Origin of the sequence: Paenibacillus sp. OK060, assembly GCF_900101205.1 — a bacterium.
GTDB classification, from domain to species: Bacteria; Bacillota; Bacilli; order Paenibacillales; family Paenibacillaceae; genus Paenibacillus; species Paenibacillus marchantiae.
In genome coordinates, this window is sequence record NZ_FNFR01000005.1 from 177,172 (window position 1) to 197,145 (window position 19,974).

At 48.2% G+C, this 19,974-nt stretch carries 20 protein-coding genes; 3 read left to right on the plus strand and 17 right to left on the minus strand.

Annotated features, from left to right (window positions below; all coding sequences use genetic code 11):
- Positions 1 to 129 precede the first annotated feature (129 nt).
- The 14 genes from BLS14_RS19425 to spoVAC all read right to left on the minus strand — a co-directional run bounded on the left by BLS14_RS19425 (position 130) and on the right by spoVAC (position 12,328).
- Positions 130 to 1,035 (minus strand): CvfB family protein, encoded by a 906-nt coding sequence (locus BLS14_RS19425; RefSeq protein ID WP_090953497.1) that lies wholly within the window; start codon positions 1,033 to 1,035, stop codon positions 130 to 132.
- Positions 1,032 to 1,379 (minus strand): ribosome silencing factor, encoded by a 348-nt coding sequence (gene rsfS / locus BLS14_RS19430; RefSeq protein WP_024628517.1) that lies wholly within the window; start codon positions 1,377 to 1,379, stop codon positions 1,032 to 1,034. The genes BLS14_RS19425 and rsfS overlap by 4 nt, the downstream gene beginning before the upstream one ends.
- Before the next feature lie 22 nt (positions 1,380 to 1,401).
- Positions 1,402 to 1,968, minus strand: coding sequence for a bis(5'-nucleosyl)-tetraphosphatase (symmetrical) YqeK (gene yqeK, locus BLS14_RS19435; protein ID WP_090953499.1), 567 nt, complete (start codon positions 1,966 to 1,968; stop codon positions 1,402 to 1,404).
- On the minus strand, positions 1,952 to 2,542 hold the full coding sequence (locus tag BLS14_RS19440) for a nicotinate-nucleotide adenylyltransferase (RefSeq protein WP_090953501.1): 591 nt from the start codon (positions 2,540 to 2,542) through the stop codon (positions 1,952 to 1,954). The genes yqeK and BLS14_RS19440 overlap by 17 nt, the downstream gene beginning before the upstream one ends.
- 14 nt (positions 2,543 to 2,556) lie before the next feature.
- Positions 2,557 to 2,850: a ribosome assembly RNA-binding protein YhbY gene (gene yhbY, locus BLS14_RS19445; RefSeq protein WP_063567269.1), complete on the minus strand. Its 294-nt coding sequence runs from the start codon at positions 2,848 to 2,850 to the stop codon at positions 2,557 to 2,559.
- A gap of 316 nt (positions 2,851 to 3,166) precedes the next feature.
- Complete coding sequence (gene aroE / locus BLS14_RS19450) at positions 3,167 to 4,030, minus strand: shikimate dehydrogenase (RefSeq protein WP_090953503.1); 864 nt, start codon at positions 4,028 to 4,030, stop codon at positions 3,167 to 3,169.
- Positions 4,031 to 4,071: 41 nt separating this feature from the next.
- Entirely contained in the window at positions 4,072 to 5,199 is a 1,128-nt protein-coding gene (yqeH, locus tag BLS14_RS19455) for a ribosome biogenesis GTPase YqeH (protein WP_024628522.1), read from the minus strand.
- The gene (locus BLS14_RS19460) at positions 5,196 to 5,723 is read right to left on the minus strand and encodes a YqeG family HAD IIIA-type phosphatase (RefSeq protein ID WP_064636329.1); all 528 of its coding nucleotides are present in this window, start codon (positions 5,721 to 5,723) and stop codon (positions 5,196 to 5,198) included. Before BLS14_RS19460 ends, yqeH begins: the two co-directional genes overlap by 4 nt.
- 109 nt (positions 5,724 to 5,832) lie before the next feature.
- Positions 5,833 to 8,046: a transglutaminase TgpA family protein gene (locus BLS14_RS19465; RefSeq protein ID WP_090953505.1), complete on the minus strand. Its 2,214-nt coding sequence runs from the start codon at positions 8,044 to 8,046 to the stop codon at positions 5,833 to 5,835.
- Positions 8,043 to 9,278: a DUF58 domain-containing protein gene (locus BLS14_RS19470; protein WP_063567300.1), complete on the minus strand. Its 1,236-nt coding sequence runs from the start codon at positions 9,276 to 9,278 to the stop codon at positions 8,043 to 8,045. The genes BLS14_RS19465 and BLS14_RS19470 overlap by 4 nt, the downstream gene beginning before the upstream one ends.
- A 15-nt stretch (positions 9,279 to 9,293) precedes the next feature.
- A complete protein-coding gene (locus BLS14_RS19475) occupies positions 9,294 to 10,250 on the minus strand; it encodes an AAA family ATPase (protein ID WP_063567266.1) in 957 nt (318 codons plus the stop codon).
- 207 nt (positions 10,251 to 10,457) lie between these two features.
- The gene (gene spoVAE / locus BLS14_RS19480; RefSeq protein ID WP_053781314.1) at positions 10,458 to 10,808 is read right to left on the minus strand and encodes a stage V sporulation protein AE; all 351 of its coding nucleotides are present in this window, start codon (positions 10,806 to 10,808) and stop codon (positions 10,458 to 10,460) included.
- A gap of 3 nt (positions 10,809 to 10,811) precedes the next feature.
- The gene (spoVAD, locus tag BLS14_RS19485; RefSeq protein WP_063567265.1) at positions 10,812 to 11,828 is read right to left on the minus strand and encodes a stage V sporulation protein AD; all 1,017 of its coding nucleotides are present in this window, start codon (positions 11,826 to 11,828) and stop codon (positions 10,812 to 10,814) included.
- Complete coding sequence (gene spoVAC, locus BLS14_RS19490; RefSeq protein WP_063567264.1) at positions 11,825 to 12,328, minus strand: stage V sporulation protein AC; 504 nt, start codon at positions 12,326 to 12,328, stop codon at positions 11,825 to 11,827. The genes spoVAD and spoVAC overlap by 4 nt, the downstream gene beginning before the upstream one ends.
- A 616-nt stretch (positions 12,329 to 12,944) precedes the next feature.
- Here spoVAC and BLS14_RS19495 point away from each other — a divergent pair.
- Positions 12,945 to 14,018: a M42 family metallopeptidase gene (locus BLS14_RS19495; RefSeq protein ID WP_063567263.1), complete on the plus strand. Its 1,074-nt coding sequence runs from the start codon at positions 12,945 to 12,947 to the stop codon at positions 14,016 to 14,018.
- 150 nt (positions 14,019 to 14,168) lie between these two features.
- Here the strand turns inward: BLS14_RS19495 and BLS14_RS19500 are convergent, their stop codons facing one another.
- The gene (locus BLS14_RS19500) at positions 14,169 to 14,876 is read right to left on the minus strand and encodes a metal-dependent hydrolase (protein WP_090953507.1); all 708 of its coding nucleotides are present in this window, start codon (positions 14,874 to 14,876) and stop codon (positions 14,169 to 14,171) included.
- A gap of 251 nt (positions 14,877 to 15,127) precedes the next feature.
- On the opposite strand from BLS14_RS19500, the gene BLS14_RS19505 reads away from it, so the two are divergent.
- Positions 15,128 to 15,757 (plus strand): YfbR-like 5'-deoxynucleotidase, encoded by a 630-nt coding sequence (locus tag BLS14_RS19505; RefSeq protein WP_063567261.1) that lies wholly within the window; start codon positions 15,128 to 15,130, stop codon positions 15,755 to 15,757.
- Between the two features lie 52 nt (positions 15,758 to 15,809).
- Here the strand turns inward: BLS14_RS19505 and BLS14_RS19510 are convergent, their stop codons facing one another.
- Complete coding sequence (locus BLS14_RS19510; RefSeq protein WP_256336592.1) at positions 15,810 to 16,562, minus strand: response regulator transcription factor; 753 nt, start codon at positions 16,560 to 16,562, stop codon at positions 15,810 to 15,812.
- A gap of 11 nt (positions 16,563 to 16,573) precedes the next feature.
- Positions 16,574 to 18,454, minus strand: coding sequence for a cache domain-containing sensor histidine kinase (locus BLS14_RS19515; RefSeq protein WP_090953512.1), 1,881 nt, complete (start codon positions 18,452 to 18,454; stop codon positions 16,574 to 16,576).
- Between the two features lie 176 nt (positions 18,455 to 18,630).
- Between BLS14_RS19515 and BLS14_RS19520 the strand changes: the two genes are divergently transcribed.
- Positions 18,631 to 19,932, plus strand: a complete 1,302-nt coding sequence (locus tag BLS14_RS19520) for an ABC transporter substrate-binding protein (protein ID WP_072734530.1) — start codon at positions 18,631 to 18,633, stop codon at positions 19,930 to 19,932.
- Positions 19,933 to 19,974: the final 42 nt, after the last annotated feature.

A 19,974-nucleotide genomic window follows, 5' to 3' on the forward strand; every position in this document is an offset into this window, starting at 1 on the left:
GCACTTTCAATTTCATTTTCGAATCTCTTTTGAACAAAAGAAAAAGCAGGGGCGTCCGGAGTTCACCCAGCCTTGCCCTGCCTTTACTTGTGGATTCAAGCGTATGCTTGATCCATTCTACCCGTTTGTCTACTTGTCCTCGTTCTGATCCTGAAGTACAGACTCTGTCAGATAAGTCCAGTTTTCCTTTTGAGTTACCAGACCATCCTTCATCAGTTTGCCCAAGGCCCGCTTGAAAGCGGATTTACTGATACCAAAACGCTGCTTGATGATGTCCGGCGGGGTTGCATCCGAATACGGCATGCCGCCCGTAGGGCGCTCTTTCATGAAAGCAAGCAGTTTGTCTGCATCTTCGTTGCGACCAACCTCTTTGAGAGGAGACATTGCCAGATTGACACGTCCATCTTCACGGACCATAGTTACCCGGCAGTTTACCTTTTCACCCAGACGCAGCATCCGGTTACGCTCCGAGGAATGGATCATGCCAATGGCTCCAAATCCCAGCACTCCACCTTCAACAAGTACAAACGTACCCATCTGAAGTGTCTTGTACACCGTAGCTTCAACCCATTGATTAACCCATGAGGTTGGCGCATGGAAAGACAATGGTGCAAGCTCACGTTCTCCGGCCAATTTCGCACGCAAACGTCCCTGCTTGTCATGTTCCATAATAACAAAGACTTCATCGCCCACCTGGGGACGCAGCTCTTCCAATTCAGACAGCTCACGAATCGGGAGTAGCAATTGCCGCCCAAGCCCCATCTCGAGGAAACAGCCGAGGCGTGGGTGAATATCAGCCACAACCAGACGTGCCATTTCGCCAAGAGTGAGATATGGTTTTTTCATGGTTGCCGCCAGGCGATCTTCCGTATCAAAGAACAGAAAGACCTCCAGCGTTTCTCCAATTTTCACGTCCCGTGTGAGCTCCGTATAGTGAAGCAGTACATCTTCCGATCCTGTCGTCAAAAAGTAGCCAAATGGAGACACTTCACGTGAAACCGGCAAGTTGACGACTGTTCCTGCGATCAAACTCATACCGTTTCCACCACTTTGGCATCAGACCACAGTCGTTCAATGTTGTAATACTCACGCTCGTCACGGTGGAAGATATGAACAACCACATCACCCATATCCATCAATACCCAACGTGCCGAATCCATACCTTCGATGCCTTTGATGTTCACGCCGGCAGCATGCGCCTGTTTACGAATCTCTGTTGCAATCGCCTGTACCTGAGTATCGGAATTCCCGTGACAGATAACAAAATAGTCCGCTACCAGCGAGATGTTAATCAGATCCAGTGCTACAATGTTAGATGCCTTTTTATCGTCAGCGGCAGCAACCGCCATATTCATAAGTTCTTTCGATGATACTGTCATGAACCAACCTCCATAATCTAATCTATAAATGTGCAATCAAGTCATTCCGCGACAACATGGTCAAAGGGTAAATGACACGGCGCTGCGAGATCAACAAGCTGATCGTTGAGTCAAAACCGGCAATTAGACCTTCTTCCAGACTGAGCTCAGCCTGTTCGCGAATATGATTTACTCCCGGGAAGTCCCTTCCGGGTTCAATATAATCCGCAAGACATACCACTTTATCCAGCAGGCTCATGCCCACTCGACCCGAGGTATGCCAACGAATAGCATTAATAATTTCGGCATCATCGATGCCGTAGTCACGTTCAGCAACAAAAGCACCCACTTCGGAATGCCAGAGCTGCTTGTCATGCTGTAAAAGTTCTTGGTTCAATCCATTGTCACGGATGACCGCTTCCATCTCGGATACGGGCCAATACTTGGCCACATCATGCAATATGGCTGCCAAATCCGCTTTTACAGGATCAGCACCATATTTTTTAGCCAATAACACTGCCGACTCCATGACACCCAGCGTGTGTTTCCAACGCTTCTCTGGCATTTGACCGGAAACTGCGCGGATCAGTTCGTCACGGCTTAGTTCCATATAAACCGCTCCTTACAATGTATTGGTGCACCTCATCAGGAATCATGAAACGTACCGAATGACCTTTGGCAAGACGTCTGCGTACGGCTGTGGATGATATGTCCACCAGGGGCATCTCAGCCAACAATACCCGATCCTGTAACGCGTCTGGCAGGTCATCCAGATGTAACTGGAATCCCGGTCGCCCCACACCGATGAAGGTTAAACGTTCGGCGAGTTCTTCGATCTGTTCCCATTTGGGAAGATAGTTCACCATATCCGCTCCAACAATGAAATAAAATTCATGCTGCGGATAGCGGCGCCAAAGCTCCTTCATGGTATCAATGGTATAGGACACACCGCCAAGTTCCATCTCGATGCCAAGCACCTCATAATGCTGTACTTCTTTCACAGCCGCTTCCGTCATTTCGAGACGTTGCTGTCCCGACGCTCCGGCTCCGCGTTTATGAGGAGGGACATGGGAAGGCATGAACCAGATCTCATCCAGTGCATGCGAATCCCTGGCCACTTCTGCTGCCAGCAGATGCCCCATGTGGATCGGATCAAACGTACCACCCATGATGCCGATCTTCACCCCGTCACTCTCCCTTACCTAGGTAGTTCGATTTGTTTGTTATCGCGCGATTCTTTGTACAGGATGATTGTGTTACCGATGACTTGTACAAGCTCACTACCCGTTTCACGGGCAACTTCTTCGGCCATCTCTTTTCTGTCCTCGTCATTGTTGTTGAGCACTTGCACTTTCATCAATTCGCGCTTCTCAATCGCATCTTCGATGTGACGGAACAGGTGCTCATTCGTTCCCCCTTTGCCGATTTGAAATACAGGGGTCAGATGATGTGCCTGTGAACGCAAAAAGCGCTTTTGTTTACCGTTTAACATGAATACTCCATACTCCTTATGGTGAGCAAGCCTTAGCAACAGCACAATGTCTGCCCTAGGCCTGACCGTTCAATTATATTTTTACATTCATAAAACGAACTAACAAAGTTTACACAGTGTGACTACGATTGCAGTACCATCTTACGATCGCTGTTATCCCCAGATTTCTTCATTTCATTTATAAAGGGGGAAATCCGGTGAAAGCTTATGCTTCCGAAGCAGCTTTCCTACAGAAAGCTTTGAGGCGAGCACTTCGTTTCTTCAGATTGGTTCTGCACTCTTAGTCATCGTGTAATCTTGTTTTCATTTTACAATATCAAAAACTGTCTAACACAGCTCGCCGCATCGTCTCCACGGGAGCCGGGATGCCGAGCCAGTGCTCGAATGCTACCGCACCTTGGTATATAAACATACCAAGACCACCATGCACAGTACATCCACGCTGCCTTGACTCGCGAAGCAGGCGTGTTTCCAGCGGATTGTAGATAAGGTCGCTTACTGCTGCACCTGCTCGAATGAGTGCAGGGTCAACAGGTACGTCATCTACATGCGGATGCATGCCTGCTGCTGTCGTGTTAATCACGATATCAGCCGAAGCCAGTACCGCAGCAGCCTCTTCCATTCCACTACCCGTGATGTCGCCCAGTCCATGAGCCCGCAGATCGGAAGCAAGGGCTACGGCTCTGTCGGCAGTACGGTTAAGAATACTAATCTGTTCAGGCTTTTCCAAAGCAAGGGCGTATATCACACCTCTCGCTGCTCCGCCAGCCCCCAGTACAGCGATACGTTTGCCTGCGAGTTCAGGAACAGCTTCTTCCTTCAAGGAACGCACATAACCGATGCCATCCGTATTATACCCTGTCAGCTTGCCTTCTTCATTGACAATGGTGTTCACCGCGCCAATCATGCGTGCACTTTCATCAATGACATCAAGATACTGCATGACCTGTTCTTTGTGCGGAATGGTTACATTCACACCACGATACCCCAGCGCCACAATGCCTCGAATGGCTGATTCCAGCTGCTCGGGACGAACATGCAGTGGCATATACATTCCATTCACTCCTGCAGCCTGCAGAGCCGCATTATGCATAGCAGGCGATTTGGAATGTGCAATGGGATCACCCATAACGCCAAGCAGGACAGGGAGTGAAGGATTTGTTTTTTTCTGTTCCGACATACTTCCGCCTCCGATCTGGTGAAAATGCTGCTGTAATTACATTAGATCAAGGATGGGCGGATCAGTACACGAATACCTTTTGGAGCATGAACAGCTACAAGCGCCCCATTCTCACCGTTAACCTTAATCCAGCCCAGTCCGGAAATGAATACATCCGACTGACTACCACGTTTGATTCGGAACTCATGTCTGGTCCATTCAGGCATATCTGCTGCATCTTCACGTGTTGGTGGAGACAGCAACTCACCCAGATGGTCACGATACAAGTCGTCTGCACGTTCCAGCTTCGTCCGGTGAATATCAAGCGCAGTGCTGATAAAACAAGTGAAGGACTGACGATCTCCCTCTACAAAGTCAAAACGAGCCATGCCGCCGAAGAACAGCGTCTGACCAGAATTCAATTGATAAACGGCCGGTTTAAGCGGTTTTTCTGGCATAATGGCAGCCAGATCTTTACGGGATACAATCTCACTGAAACGCCAAGGGTATACAATTCCCGGTGTATCAATAATAGCTTTTCCATCGTCGAGTGGAATATTAACCATATCCAGCGTCGTCCCCGGATAACGGGATGTCGTGAGTTCCTGCTCGAGATCACTGTAATCACGAATCAGACGGTTAATCAGTGTGGATTTGCCCACATTGGTACCACCAACCACATATACGTCACGATCTCCGCGATACGTCCCGACAAGCTCAAGCAGTCGGTCGAAGCCCTGATTTTGCTTCGCACTGCACAGAACGACATCCACGGTGCGCAAACCTTGTTCTTTGGCCTGTTTTTGCACCCAGTTGCGAACCTTGTTCCAGTTGGTTACTTTAGGAAGTAAGTCCGTTTTGTTCACGGCTAGCAATACCGGATTGTTGCCTACAAAACGCTGCAAACCAGAGATGATACTGCCATCAAAGTCAAACAGATCAACGATATGGATGACAAGTGCATCCTTATCCCCGATTTTGCTGAGCAGGGCCAAGAACTCGTCCTGATCCACTGTAACGGATGATGACTCATTGTAATTTTTAATACGGAAACAACGCTGGCAAATGACGGGTTCACGATCCAACGCTTTTTCGGGGATGAATCCTGGTAATTCCGGGTTTTCCGTTTGCAGATGCACTCCGCATCCGCTGCACCTTACGGCAATATTGCCGTTATGCGGTTCTGTCATTTCTTCTTTTCCTCCTCAAGCCATAAGCCTTTCTTGCGCAAACTCGTTAGAGCAATCCGTTCCACGCGCCGATTGAAGCGGGTCATGAAGCCTTCATCTCCAATGGAGATCGGCAATACCAGAACCGTATAGAGTCCCAGTCGATTCCCTCCATAGACATCTGTAAGCATCTGATCGCCTACCACAATCGTTTTTTCAGGAGTTAACTCCATCATCTTCATTGCTCTACGAAACGGAACATTCGATGGTTTGCGTGCACTATGCACAAACTGGATATCCAGTGGCGTCGCAAACAGGGATACACGATTCAAATTGTTATTGGACACAATCATGAGCTGGAAACCAGCCTCTTTGACACGTGCGAACCACTCAATCAGTTCGGGCGTGGCATCAGGAGCTTTCGCCCCAACGAGTGTATTGTCCAGATCAGTTATAATTCCACGGTAGCCTTGAGCGTATAGCTCTTCCAGATTAATGTCAAAAACCGTGTCTACACGCAGCTTGGGCATTAACATTTCAAACAAAGAAGTCACCTCAGTTTCATACGACACACTATATCACAAATCCGTCTTTCCTGAAAATGCATACAGCGCCTCACGGTATAGGAAAAAAGGAAAAACGGGACGGGCGACATTACGCCCGTTCCGCTTTAAGTTCCTTACGCAGCTTCGAAGCAGTCTGATAGACGGCCTTCCAATCGTCTGCAGTTACAGACGCTGGACTATAGCGAGTCTGTTCAAACTTCGCTAAGAGTTCATGCAATGTCGCTGCTGCAGCTGGTTTCAGCTGGCTCCAGCGGGTTACCGATTCACGAAGTGTCTCATCCCCGCTTCGGGTCAATCCTTTGCGCTTCGCATAACGTATCCAGCGTTCGGTCTCTGCCACTACCTTTTGTTCAGGGGTTAACGGTCCACCTGTCCGCAGACGAAGCACGAAGAATCGAAGCGAGAGGCGATTTCGCCAGAACATATAAGCCACCCACAATACGATGATGGCTCCCGCAACCCAGATTACAAAAGTCGGGATGCTGGATGAAGCCTGCTCAGGCGCAGGAGTCTGCTCTTCCTCTTTTACCGGTTCCTCTTCAGGTTGTTCTTCAGGCTCATCTACCGGCTGTACATCCGGTTGTTCCGTGAGCAACGGCATGTCAAAGCCCGGCGTCGCTTCAACCGGAATCCATCCATACTCGCCAAAATAAACTTCAGCCCAAGAATGCGCGTCTGCATTCGTTACAGTGTAAGTTGTCTCGATCTCAGCCCCAGGTTGGCGGGGAGCCTGCATGTCTGAATTCAGCGAAAGCTGTCCAGGTGCGTACCCTTTCACCCAACGAGCGGGGATCCCTTCGGAGCGCGCCATCATAACCAGTGCAGTCGAGAAATAATCACAATACCCTTCACGAATGTCAAACAAAAATCCTTCAACAAAGTCACTGCTTACTTTTCGGGATAAATCCGGATTGTTTGTGTAATCAAAATTTTGTTGTAAATAGTTTTGCAGTAATGCCACTTTTTCATACGGCGTATTTGCCGATGCTGTAATTTCAGTGGCCAGGTCCGTCACCCGATCTGGGAATCTGGATGGCAGCTGCAGGTACATATCATCTGCCGGATTGCTCGTATACAGATCATCAAAAGATTTGGTACGAAGTTCATCTTCCACAATAACTGGCGCTTCCGATACAATCGTATACGTCTTTGGATATTGCGGTTGCTGACGGTCTGTTACGACATGAAGTTCTGCCTGCTCTGGATTCCATAACATCCGGTCTGAATTTGCCTCACCATTGACAGATGTGACTTTCGAGATGGAATAGGCTCCAAAGAGGATCGGATACACGTTATCATTCAACATCGTCACTTTCTGAGTGACTTGCTTGGTGGTTACATTTCCGGGTTCATCATTCTCCAGTGCTTGTCCCGCCTCAACATCCTCTGTCGCACCTCGTCCGCGATCATCCCAGCCTGTTCCCGTATACTCTGCCCGCGTCTCACCACGCCAGTAACTGCGCTCATTGGTAGTGACAGACATGACAGGTGTATAGTCGAAGTTAAACCCTCCGCCAAGCTGGTTGTCTTCCCTGCTGTACCCTGACTCGGTAGCTGTCGGAATGTCCAGTGTGCCGTTGCCTGTCTGACTCCCCGAACTTCCGGTGTAGTTACGCCACGCGGTATAAGGATCCGTCAAGGTAGGAGGAACTTCCGGCATATTCACACTGGCTACGATAATCAAAGAGAATATGATGGCAATGTTGGCCAGAATTTTGTAGGGATGTCGGATAATTCGCTTCCACCCTTGTGGATATTGCAGTTGGAAATTACGGAAGTGCTGACATACCAGCCATCCCATTCCTGCAAACATAACCCAGGCGATTTCAATCCAGAGTGGAAACTGGGTAAAGGAGTCGAGAATTCCCATCGAGATAATGTTAACGCCCAGAAAAACGAGAATTCGGCGCGTTGTAGTCACCAGGCGCAGGGCAGCTTCAAGCATCACCCACGCGCACAGGGAGAACCAGATGTAAGGTGCCAGGTGCAGCACAAATTGCTCTGTACGCTCCATTAACGTGCCGTAAGGAATATAAACGGTGTAATCGATTAATGTCTTATGCAAAATATATACAAGGACAACCGCCTTGATTATGGTTCGTATCATTATTTTGAAAGGCAGAATCACTTCCAGAATACTGACCGCTGCGAGCGTCCACAGCACCAATGAAGTGGTCTCGGTATACCAGGATTCCTGTGTGAATGATATCCACTGCATGCCAATCAGGAAAATCCAGAGTAACGAAGCCGCATGATACCAGGATCTTCTCCCCACTGTCAGCTCTTTGCCTTTAGTACTCATACACTACCTCCCCCCATAACCGTTGGAAGCTCCTGCAAATGGGAAACGGTAAAGGATCTTGTACCTCTTCCACGCAGCATCGCATTCCACTCGGAACTCCGGCGGGAATCAGTGGGTTCAATCAGAATATGACAAGGGGTCATCCCTCGTGTGTCGGCCCATCGGAGCAGTTCGAGAACTTTTTCATCCTTCTGGGGAGAAATCACTACAAAATACGCGCCTTGAGGAAACTGACGTGACATCTTCTCAACACCGGGCAGCAGCCGATTCTCTTGGCCGTTATATTGGATATCTACCAGATGATGAATCATCTTCTGCCGCTCCATCGGACTTTCACTGGGAGCAAAAAATGATGTCTTCTCCGACAGTGTCAGCAGCCCCATACCCATTCGTTCTCTAGTTCCATACTCCAGCAGCGAGGCAGCCGTGGACACAGCCAGTTCAAAGGCCTCACCATGTTCATAGCTGCCTGACAGCGCATCCAGCACCAGAATCGTTTTCGGAACCGACTCATGTTCAAATTCCTTGGACTTCCACGTTCCCGTCTTTGCCGTTGCATTCCAGTGAATGCGGGAAAGTCGGTCGCCATAAACGTAGTCACGCACGCCGTTAATCTGGGTCGTTTCCCTGCGCGAGCGGGTCAAGGCCGTCTGTGGACCGGATAACCGTGATTTGCGATCATATAGCTGCCAGTACGGGATAAATACCGTGCGCGGCAACACCCGGAATTCCCCTTTGGCTTTGAACGTTCCCCGATGCTCGATCAGACCAAAGATGTCCTCGCTGGCACATTCCGTTTCGGAAAAGACATACTTTCCCCGCTCCAGCGGCGGGGTTTGAAAAGACAATTCACCATACCCTCGCATGCTCGGAATGAGGCTTTCTTTGAAAGACCAGGATTCGCCGTTATGCCGATGCAGCATTTCGCGCACAACCACATAAGGAAGTGGCAGAAATCCCGGGATGTTCAGACTTAACTGCACCTGTACCTGGTCACCGGCATGCAGCAGCTCTTCATGATCCTGACCAGAAGAGAGCTTGCGCACGCCATGAGTACGACGTACACCGCTAAAACCAGCAATCGCAAGGTAAATACAAATCAGAGTCACCATCGACAGCAGCATCAGGGAGGTCTTCCCGCCCTGGAACAAAACATAAGCCAAACAGCACATCCACACCGCCGCGATGCTCCATACGCGGGGGTGGCGTATTCCCCTTCTGACTGTACTCAAAAGCGGCTTCATCAATTATTGCCCCATGGAGACGGGCACTCGAACCTGTTGAAGTACGGATTTTAATACAGCCTCGGAGCTCATGCTGTCCAGTCTCGATTCGGGACGCAGCACGATCCGATGGGAGATGACATAAGGTGCCATCGTTTTCACGTCATCCGGAAGCACGTAGTCACGTTCCTGCAAAAAGGCAAAAGCCTTCACGGCCATCATAAATGAAATGGCTGCCCGCGGGCTGGCGCCCAGCAGTACGGATGGGTGGGAGCGAGTTTTGCGAACCACATCAAGCAGATAATCCATGACCGGATCACCGATGAATACTTCCTTGATTTCCTGTTGAATGGCTGATATCTGATCCATATGGGTTACGGATTCAAGCCGATCAACAGGCTGACCCGACTGATGCTGCTTCAGCAACGTTTTCTCGATATCCTTGTCGGGATAACCCAGACTTATTTTCAACATAAACCGGTCCAATTGCGCTTCCGGCAATGTGTACGTTCCTTCAAAATCGATTGGATTCTGGGTTGCACAGAGCATAAATGGATGAGGCAGATCATACGTATCGCCATCTACCGTCACACTGCGCTCTTCCATGACTTCCAGCAAAGCGGACTGCGTTTTCGTAGTTGCCCGGTTAATCTCGTCTGCCAGCAAAATGTTGGTCATGACCGGACCCGGACGGAAGTAAAAGCGCTCGTCACGTGGATGGAACACGGATACCCCCGTGATGTCACTTGGTAAAATATCAGGATTACATTGAATGCGGCGGTACTCTCCGCGCATGGATTTCGATAACGCTTTAACCAACTGCGTCTTGCCTGTTCCTGGTACGTCTTCAATCAGAACGTGTCCGCCTGCAAGCAAAGCTGTGAGCAAAAGTTGAATTTCAAAGGATTTCCCCATTATGCATGATTCCAGATTAGAACGAACTGCTGATATGATTTGGATCGACTCTTTGCGCACAGGCATATGGTCTAACCTCCTAAAAAAGCATACAGATTTCCTTTTATTGTACATGATCCAAGGGCGCGAGTACACTCGAAGGAACTCATAATTTGTTTCCAGCCGTCAGATTCACCGCAGTTATCGCATGATTACGACAAAAAGAGGCTCGGATAGAAGTTATCCGAAGCCTCTGCTGATTCCATATATAATGGCTAGCTCTGCCATGCTCTGTTACCCTTTCGGCCGAACCACCAATGCCGCGAGAAAAGAAAAGATAATCGCTGAGGAAATACCCGCCGCGGTCAAATCGAATATCCCCGTAATGACACCGATCCATCCCTCTTTCTCCAGTTCCGTCAATGCCCCGTGCACGAGGGAGTTACCAAAACTGGTAATGGGGATGGAAGCTCCTGCCCCTGCAAATTTGACGAGTGGATCATACAGCCCAAACGCATCCGCAACCGCACCAGCCACAACAAGTGTACTCATCGTATGTGCAGGAGTCAGTTTGACACCATCCATCAGAAGTTGTCCCACGACACATATCAACCCGCCAACAATAAATGCCCATAAAAACTGCATCCTTTATCCCTCCTTTTCTATGGCTACGGCATGCGCAATACAAGGAATGCTCTCGCCCTGCTGATATGAAAGTGGAGACAACAATGCACCGGTAGCGACCACTAATACCTTATTGAGTTCACCCTTTTGCATCCGGTTCAAAATGTGACCGTAAGTCACCGTTGCAGAACATCCACAGCCACTGCCTCCAGCGACAACGTAAGGCTGCTTCTCCCGATCATAAATCATCAATCCGCAGTCATTGAAAACCGTCTGTTCCATGGGAATACCCTCTTTTTGCAGCAATTCTTTGGTAATGGGAAGTCCCACGGATGCCAGATCGCCTGTCACAATGAGATCATAATAACCGGGTTCCAACCCTGTATCCCGAAAATGGGAAACGATAGTATCCGCTGCCGCAGGCGCCATCGCGGATCCCATGTTAAACGGATCTTTGATGCCCATATCCATAATTCGGCCAATAGTCGCTTTGGTAACTACAGGACCTTCGCCAGTACGAGAAACCACACCACAGCCAGAACCGGTGACCGTATACTGCGCATATGGAGGCTTCTGGGAACCATATTCCGTTGGATAACGAAATTGCTTTTCCACCGTACAGTTGTGACTCACCGTACCCGCGAGTACATAATCCCCTGCACCCGAGTCCACAATGAGTGAGGCGAGAGCCAACGTTTCCATCGACGTTGAACAGGCACCAAATACCCCCAGATAGGGTACACCCAACTTGCGGGCAGAAAAGGAACTACTTATAATCTGATTCATCAGATCTCCACCAACAAAGAACTGAAGCTCTTCTTTTGTGATATTCGCATTGATTAATGCCATTTGGGAAGCCTGTTCAAGAAGCTTGCGCTCTGCCTTTTCCCAGGTTTTCTCCCCAATCTCCAAATTGTCATATACATAATCAAAATCTGATGTTAGAGGCCCTTTGCCTTCATCCGGTCCTACGACTGCCGATCTGCCGATAATCCGTGGACGGTTCTCAAATTGCCAGGTTTGTTGGCCCAGGCGTTTCATAGATGTCCACCTCCGAAGCCGAGGATGGCATATACAATCCCCACGATGAAGGCAGCAACGACACCAAACACGATAACTGAGCCTGCCAGCTTGAACATGTTGGCACCAACCCCAAGCACCAGTCCCTCGGCGCGATGCTCCAGTGCTGCCGAACACATGGAGTTGGCAAACCCGGTGACAGGGACAGCCGTTCCAGCACCCGCCCATTGTGCCATTTTATCGTAGACACCGAGGCAAGTCAGGATGACTGAAATGAGGATCATGACCGCAACGGTTGGACTGGCAGCTTCTTTCGATGTCATGTCAAACCCGGCCATAAACGCTTCCTGGATAGCCTGTCCAATGACGCAGATGAATCCGCCGACGAAGAATGCCTTAATACAGTTCGTCCAGATTGGACGGGCAGGCTCATGTTTTTTGGCGACTTTTTTATATTCCTGTTCACTGATGGACAGGGATGATGATGATTTTTTACTACTACCCTTAGTTTGAGCTGGCAAGATACAGAACCTCCCTTGAAATGAAAATAAGTCAACAGATGTGACTGCATGTACTGTGTGTAATCCTGTATTCATTGTTTGTTAAGGTTGGGAAAGTTATGTATCCGGCGAAAGACAGCATATGTTTCCAGCACGATTAAGCTGCCGAATGAGATGAGTCGCTCAGCGCCGGATCAGAGGTCTGTGAAATTTATAAATAAAGCAGAATGATCACGAGCAAAATAAAAAGGACGATACAAAGGATGGTTTCATTGCCTTCATCGGGTGGCGTCATCTATTGTCCCAGCTCCTTCCTGTTGTGAGGCAAGTGAAATTAGTGGGTCATTAAATACCTTATGGAATACTGGTTAAGCAAAACGGTTCCTTACTATATGCATATTCAATGCAGCTGCTTGGCGACTGTGCTTGGTGCGGATTTTATGGCCCGATGAAACATTAAACGAGCAACCATTCATGCCTGAGATACGTGACATAACCATGGACAATTACTTGCGCAAGGTTCATACTGTAGTGTGACCAGTGGTTAAATAAAACGTTCTTCTCTTCCGAAGGACAACAGTCCGGCAGCCGTTCTGCTGAGACCTGATCTACATACAAGCAGAGGAGTTGTCGACACATGAATCAAAAAACGTTGGAAATGTTTCGCACGTTAACGGAATTCCCTTCCGTTTCCGGGTTTGAACGCGAGCTTCGCGGATGGATGAAAGAACAAATGTCTCCTTATACGGATGAATTTGTCCAGGATCGCTTGGGCAGCCTCTTTGGCGTATTGCGGGGAGAGGAGTCCGGACCCAAAGTCATGGTTGCAGGTCACTTCGACGAAGTTGGTTTCATGACCACAGGCATTACGGAAACAGGCATGATCAAATTCCGCCCACTCGGTGGATGGTGGAGTCAGGCTGTGCTGTCTCAACGTCTGGAACTCATCACTCCGGATCGCCGGATTACAGGGGTTGTTGGTTCAACACCTACTCATCTACTCGATGAATCCCAGCGTAATAAACCGGTTGATCTTAACCATATGTACTTGGATATTGGTGCGGATAACCGTGCAGAAGCAGAGTCTTGGGGCATTCACCCGGGCATGCAGATCGTGCCGATCTGTGAGTTCACTCCGATGGCTAATCCGAAGAAAATTATGGCAAAAGCATGGGATAACCGTTACGGCGTAGGACTTGCACTTGAGCTAGTTGAAGCATTGCATAAAGAAAAATTGCCAAACACCCTTTATTGCGGTGCAACAGTCCAAGAAGAATTGGGACTTCGTGGTGCACGCACGGCTGCCAATCTGATTGAACCGGATATTTTCTTTGCACTGGACTGCAGTGCCGCGAATGATATGACAGGAGACAAACAATCATTCGGACATATTGGACAAGGCGCTTTACTACGTATCTTCGACCCGGGCATGTTCACCCATCGCGGTATTGTTGAATATGTTCAGGACACAGCATCAACAAATCAGATCAAAATGCAATATTTCATCTCTCCTGGCGGTACGGATGCCGGAGCGGTTCATTTGAGCGGTATCGGTGTGCCTTCAACGGTAATTGGCATCTGCGCCCGTTACATTCATACTTCTTCTTCCATCATTCATACGGATGACTATGATGCGGCAAAAGAGTTGCTCGTGAAACTGGTGAAGGGTCTGGATCAGACAACACTGAACACGATTATCGGAAACGCGTAACTTTTTCTATAAAAGATGCCCTGATTTTCAGGGCATCTTTTTTGATGTTTAGAACACGAAATCCGTCCTAAAGATGAAGGGGAAATTAAGATGTAGTGATGAATTGCAAAATGCCAGCCTCTGCATAAGCAGAAGCTGGCATGATTTGGTTTACAGAAATAAAGGGGAGAATGCAATCCAGGCCAAAATAAGAGCCAGCACAATGCACACATTTTCCACAACGGCACCATGTTTCGTGCCCGTACTCATGAGATTGATTCTTATACGCCACTTGAGTGGTGGCAATGGACGAATGCCGCGATTCGTCAACGAATCTGCCAATAGATGCATGACATAGGCTGTGCCTCCAGTTACCCAGATCTCAGGCCCCTGCAAATGAGTTGTACTGTAGAGCAACCCAGTCCATACGGCGGTTCCATATAATGTGTGTGTCAATCCCCTGTGGGTTAAGGTGGTACACAGCATTAACAGACTGCCAGCAATTAGATTCCATGGTGCGAATGCATGCCCATAGAATACAAGTCCCAATCCGATTGCAAACATCAACACTTTGCGCAGGGAACGGGATGGCAGGAAAGATACCATCGCAATCAGAATCGCGAGCAGCAGATTCCATGGTTTTGCCTGAACATAGAAGTACACAAATACGGCGACAGGCAGCAGAATTGTCTGTAACAGCCGAATGAGGCTGTTCGGCAACGCCTTGGATACCAATAGTGAATTGGGCTCATCAATGTCTGGTAGGAGCGAACCGATCAGGGCCACGGTAACCGCCGGTGCAGTCACGGACATGCCGGCCAATTGCAGAACAGAGAGGGATACAGTGGTCCCGATAATCAGGTGGGATCTTCCCATCATGGTGCAAAAACTTCCTTTCGAAGAAATAGGGAACATAAACTGCCCACTCCAGATTTTACAACGAAAACAATATAAGAACAATAGTTCGCATTTCTTAATTTACTTACTCCACACCGTGTAATTACGATGGGATCTATGGGCAGACTAATATGTGAACTGATTTTACCTTTACCTCATACGGCGTTAATCCTGTGTTAACATCACTGGTGTATAGTCGGTTCATACCCAACCAACAAAGGATGATTACTTATATGGGAATTCATACGTACTTTAGATCACTCAACGATCTCGAACGCATTATTCGTACGCCGGGGAAATTCAAGTTCGAGGAACACAGCGTATCCGCCCACTCCTGGAAAGTCGTGCAGTATGCCAAAACACTGGCCGATATTGAGGAACAGCATGGGGTCGCCATCGATTGGAAGAAGCTTTACGAAATCACCAGCAGTCATGATTATGGTGAAATCTTCATCGGTGATATCAAAACGCCGGTTAAACATTATTCACTGGAGCTTCGTTCGATGCTACAGCAGGTAGAAGAAGGCATGGTTGAGCATTTTATTAACGAAAATATTCCTGAAGAGTTCCAGCCGATTTTCCGTAGACAGCTGCGTGAAGGCAAAGACAATTCTGTCGAAGGACTTATTCTGGAAGTGGCAGACAAAATGGATCAGGTATACGAAGCGTTTGCTGAACTGCAGCGTGGCAATACAGAAAAGGAATTTATCGTGATGTACCGATATGCCCTGATCAAAATCAAAAATATTGACCTCCACTGTGTACACTATTTCCTCGAACATATTCTCCCCGACATCATTGAGGAAGGTAACCGCTCCCCATTTGATATCCGCCAAATCACAGAAGATGCTTTGTTACAATAATCAGCTCCAGTCATCGTGGTTCTTCAAGAGCCATGGACAGGGCTTTTTTTCGTTATTGTAACCTTTGGCGATACTCGCTGGGATACAGTCCTGTCTTGTTTTTAAAGATACGGCTAAAATAATGGGAATCACTATATCCCACCGCTTTACCTACTGTCTTGATATCCATATCTTCAAAGGCCGCGAGCATGCGTTTTGCTTCGTTGATTCGAAGCCCTGTCATGTATTTGAGCGGGGTTTCACCCGTCACCTTTTTGAAACACTTCCCCAGGTAATCTACACTAAAATGCATCTGTCCTGCCATGTCCTGCAACGTAATTTCATGCATATAGTTCTGTTTCAGATACAACTTGACTGCCTCTGCGATATCCTCCGGCTTCACCTGTTCATCCAAAATTGCACTGACATGTGCCAGCGAATCCTCTGCCTTGCCAAGCTTTAATTCCATCGCATCCAGCAGCGATCGAAGCTGTTCTTCTGCGAGGGGTTTAAGCAGATAATCCTCCACTTTGTAACTGATCGCCTGACGTGCAAACTCAAACTCATGATGGCCGCTCAGGATCACGATCTTGACATGCGGATAGGCAAAATAAAGATGTTTCGCCAGTTCCAGCCCATTCATGACGGGCATCTGAATATCGGTAACGACCAGATCAGGCACCGTATGTTCAATCAGTTCCAATGCTTCCTGTCCATTCCTAGCCTCACCTATAACCTCAAACCGTGTGCCCAGCTCGCTGAATTTCCGGGATACGTTACGGCGAATTAACGCCTCATCCTCCACAATAATAGTTCTATATGTCATCACCATGAGTTTTAACTGTGCTCCTTTCGAATGGAACCTCCAATCGTAATGCTGACGCCGCCAGAAGGTTTATTCGTAATATGCATATGTGCCGCGGAGCCATACCATAATTTGAGTCTGATCCAGATGTTTTTCAATCCCATCCCGTTGATCTCAAGTTCAGGCATACGCTCCCATTCCTGTGATTGTTGTATGTACTGCTGGATGAGCGTAAGCGCCTCGGGTTCCATGCCAGGTCCGTTGTCTTCCACTGTCATTAGCCAGGTTTCCTGCAAGGTGTCCAGCTTTCCAATAATATGCAGCTTCCAGGGTGGAGTATCACGTAGTCCATGTTTCATGACATTTTCCAGCAAAGGCTGAATCAGCAGCATGGGGACCTGAAGATTTTTCATCAAGTCCGGAACATGGAATTCATAAAGCAGATCATCTTCGAACCGAATTTTCATACACTCCAAATACCGCTCACAGTAGTCGATTTCTTTTTCCAATGCAACACCGCTTTTGTTCGGAGCCGAGATGTAACGCAGCATGGATGCAATGTGACCACAGAACGCAACGATCTGTTCATTCATGCCCTCTTCCGCCATGATGCTGATGTTCGTAATGTTGTTATACAGAAAATGAGGGTTCATCTGGGACTGCAACGCCAGCAACCTGGCATCCGTTTCCTGAGATTTGATCGCCAGCATGTCCTGAAAAGACTGCACAAGCTGTTGATTCAATTGGATAAAGGTATCATTCAACTCATCCATCTCACGGATGGAACCTGGAACTTCCAACTTGAACAACTGACCAGAGTCCTGACCCGTGGTCAGATCGTGGACGCCAGTTTTCTGAATAATGCGCTGCAAACGATGGAGCGGTAAGGTAACACGTTTGGAGATCAGGTATGAGAGGAGCAGAATAAGCATCAAGGTAGCTAAAGTTGCCCCCATGAACAGAAGAGCCATGCGATTCAAATTCGCAAACAGGGATTGTTTCGACTGCATCACAATAACCGTCCATCCGGTCTCCTGCGAGGTCGTGTAGGTCATCATTTGCTTCGAATTTCCATTGGGATCTACGACTCCTTGCATCGTTCCTGGTGAATATTGATCGTTTCGAATCAAGTTAACCACGTCGGAATGGGTTGCTGTTAACGGATGTTCATTGGACAAAAAAGGATATAAAAGCTCATTACGTTCATTCAATACATAGACGCTCAGATTTTCGTTCCCCGCTTGCACATCGTTTAAATGCTGGAACACGGTTCCTGCATCCTGCAAAATTTCCACTACTCCTTGCGAGACATAATTTCCATCCTTATACACCCGGGTAAGGGAAAGATATGGTTTACCTGACTCCCCCTGCCCTGTTGGCATCGGTAATGCCCCACCATCCAGTAAACTTATGACACGCCAGCCATTGCGCGCCCACGTTTCCTCGTACCACGGTCTTTGGGTCAGATCTACGGACAGCTGGCCATTGAACGCACCGGCACCCAGCATTTTACCGTTCACATCATAAATATTGGCTTGTTTGGCTGTGTTAGAGCTGCTAATGATCGCCAGAATGACATCAATCAGCGTTGTTGTATCCTTGTAAAACGCCGGGTCACTTGTCAGCGTCTGTTCATTGTCCTCCGCTGGAGATAAATAGTGACTGAAGTGCTCCTTGACCAGATTGGAATATACGATGTTCATGGAGAAATTATTCATTTTGACGATTTCCTGATCCAGATTGCCTACCATCGAATTCCCCAACTGTTTCTGCTGTTCGGCACTTCGACTACGAATGTCATTGGCAAGAAAAACATACAAGAGACTGGCCACAATCAATGAAAATACAATAAAGACTGCAGAGTAGTAGGCAAACAGACTTTGCTGAAGCGTTCTGAATCGGTACTTAACCATCTCACACCTCGTTATCGGATGATGTCTTGCAACTTACTCGAAAATGTCCACCCAACAGAACGCTTTTGTCTATTGAGCGCATTCTTCGTTCCGCGTAAAGTTATTCACATAAGAATACGCTTACATGAAGCGTTTCGGCAAGAGCTATTATTCTTTATTCCATGGGAGGTTCATTGATGAGAAAACGATTTCTATTATCCCTCGTAGGTGCGCTGTTGCTGTCCAGCCTGCTTCTTGCCGGGTGCAACTCCGGTGAAAGTTCCGAAGGTTCAGGGAAGGTAACACTAACGTTCGGAACAAGTCAGAGCGGCATTCCACGTACGGGTATCATGCAAACGATGGCTAAAGAATATGAGCAGGAAACGGGTGTGAAAATTGACTTTCAGGTGGTCCCTGATGCCCAGTGGCGTGACCTGATTAAGGTGAAGCTCGCCTCCGGCGAAGCTCCTGATATTTTTAATGTCGATGTGGATCCACTTAGCATGCCTGCCAACGTAAGACCTGAGGAAAATGCAATTGATCTGACCAATGAGGAATTTACAGGACGCATGTCCGAAGAGATTTTACCAACGGTTAGCTATAAAGAGAAGGTGTACGGGGTTTCTTTTGCACCATCAAAAATATGGTATGTGTACTATAACAAACGCATCTTTGAAGAGCTCGGCATCCAGCCGCCAACGTCCTACGCCGAGTTCAAGGCGATCAGCCAGAAAATCAAGGATAAGGACATCATTCCGTTCTATCAGGCTCCTGCCAGCGGATGGTATCAGGTGCTGCCTCTGTTCGAAACCGGTCCAAACTATGAGCAAGCTGCGCCGGGAACGTACGAGAAGCTGAACAACAATGAGATGAAGGTCGCGGATTTGACGCAGCTCAAGACGGTCATTGAACAGTTAAAGGAATTTGCGGATCTGGGTTACTTCGGCAAGGATTTTCTGTCCAACACGGTCGAGGCTGGCATTGAAGCCTTTGGTCAGGAGAAGGCAGCGATGCTACTTCGAGTTCCGGGCACCGAAAAGGAAGTGTCTGAGGCGTATCCAGACATGAAGGACAATATGGGATTTTTCGTGATGCCATGGGGCGATAATCAGACGATTGGTGTGAATCCGGGCGGTTCGGCTGCGATGTTTGGCAACAAAAACAGCAAGCACCCGGAAGAGGTACTGAAGTTTTTCCGGTGGATTACGGAGCATGATCATCTGCAGCGTGTATTCGATGGTGGTGAAGGCAATCTGACCATCTGCTGGCCTGAAATTGAACCGAAGCTGACACAGGACTATATCGATTATGAGAAAAATCATGAGAAAGGTACGGTCATGCAGGCCGCTGTGAAGTACATTGATCCGCAATGGATGGATATCGGCAAGGATCTCTCCGGCATGTTCGCCGGAGCCATGACCCCTGATCAGATTCTGCAAAATATTGATAAACGCCGGGCTGAGCAAGCCAAAGTGCTGAAGGATGAGGCGTGGCAATAACAGCGCGTATTCTGGGTAAACACATGAGGCATGTGGCTAACC

Excerpts from the sequence above, each read along its gene's own strand:
- BLS14_RS19425 (WP_090953497.1), bottom strand. The coding sequence starts at position 1,035 with ATGAGTTTGATCGCAGGAACAGTCGTCAACTTGCCGGTTTCACGTGAA.
- rsfS (WP_024628517.1), bottom strand. The coding sequence starts at position 1,379 with ATGACAGTATCATCGAAAGAACTTATGAATATGGCGGTTGCTGCCGCT.
- yqeK (WP_090953499.1), bottom strand. The coding sequence starts at position 1,968 with ATGGAACTAAGCCGTGACGAACTGATCCGCGCAGTTTCCGGTCAAATG.
- yhbY (WP_063567269.1), bottom strand. The coding sequence starts at position 2,850 with ATGTTAAACGGTAAACAAAAGCGCTTTTTGCGTTCACAGGCACATCAT.
- aroE (WP_090953503.1), bottom strand. The coding sequence starts at position 4,030 with ATGTCGGAACAGAAAAAAACAAATCCTTCACTCCCTGTCCTGCTTGGC.
- yqeH (WP_024628522.1), bottom strand. The coding sequence starts at position 5,199 with ATGACAGAACCGCATAACGGCAATATTGCCGTAAGGTGCAGCGGATGC.
- BLS14_RS19465 (WP_090953505.1), bottom strand. The coding sequence starts at position 8,046 with ATGAGTACTAAAGGCAAAGAGCTGACAGTGGGGAGAAGATCCTGGTAT.
- BLS14_RS19475 (WP_063567266.1), bottom strand. The coding sequence starts at position 10,250 with ATGCCTGTGCGCAAAGAGTCGATCCAAATCATATCAGCAGTTCGTTCT.
- spoVAE (WP_053781314.1), bottom strand. The coding sequence starts at position 10,808 with ATGCAGTTTTTATGGGCATTTATTGTTGGCGGGTTGATATGTGTCGTG.
- spoVAD (WP_063567265.1), bottom strand. The coding sequence starts at position 11,828 with ATGAAACGCCTGGGCCAACAAACCTGGCAATTTGAGAACCGTCCACGG.
- BLS14_RS19495 (WP_063567263.1), top strand. The coding sequence starts at position 12,945 with ATGAATCAAAAAACGTTGGAAATGTTTCGCACGTTAACGGAATTCCCT.
- BLS14_RS19500 (WP_090953507.1), bottom strand. The coding sequence starts at position 14,876 with ATGATGGGAAGATCCCACCTGATTATCGGGACCACTGTATCCCTCTCT.
- BLS14_RS19505 (WP_063567261.1), top strand. The coding sequence starts at position 15,128 with ATGGGAATTCATACGTACTTTAGATCACTCAACGATCTCGAACGCATT.
- BLS14_RS19510 (WP_256336592.1), bottom strand. The coding sequence starts at position 16,562 with ATGACATATAGAACTATTATTGTGGAGGATGAGGCGTTAATTCGCCGT.
- BLS14_RS19515 (WP_090953512.1), bottom strand. The coding sequence starts at position 18,454 with ATGGTTAAGTACCGATTCAGAACGCTTCAGCAAAGTCTGTTTGCCTAC.
- BLS14_RS19520 (WP_072734530.1), top strand. The coding sequence starts at position 18,631 with ATGAGAAAACGATTTCTATTATCCCTCGTAGGTGCGCTGTTGCTGTCC.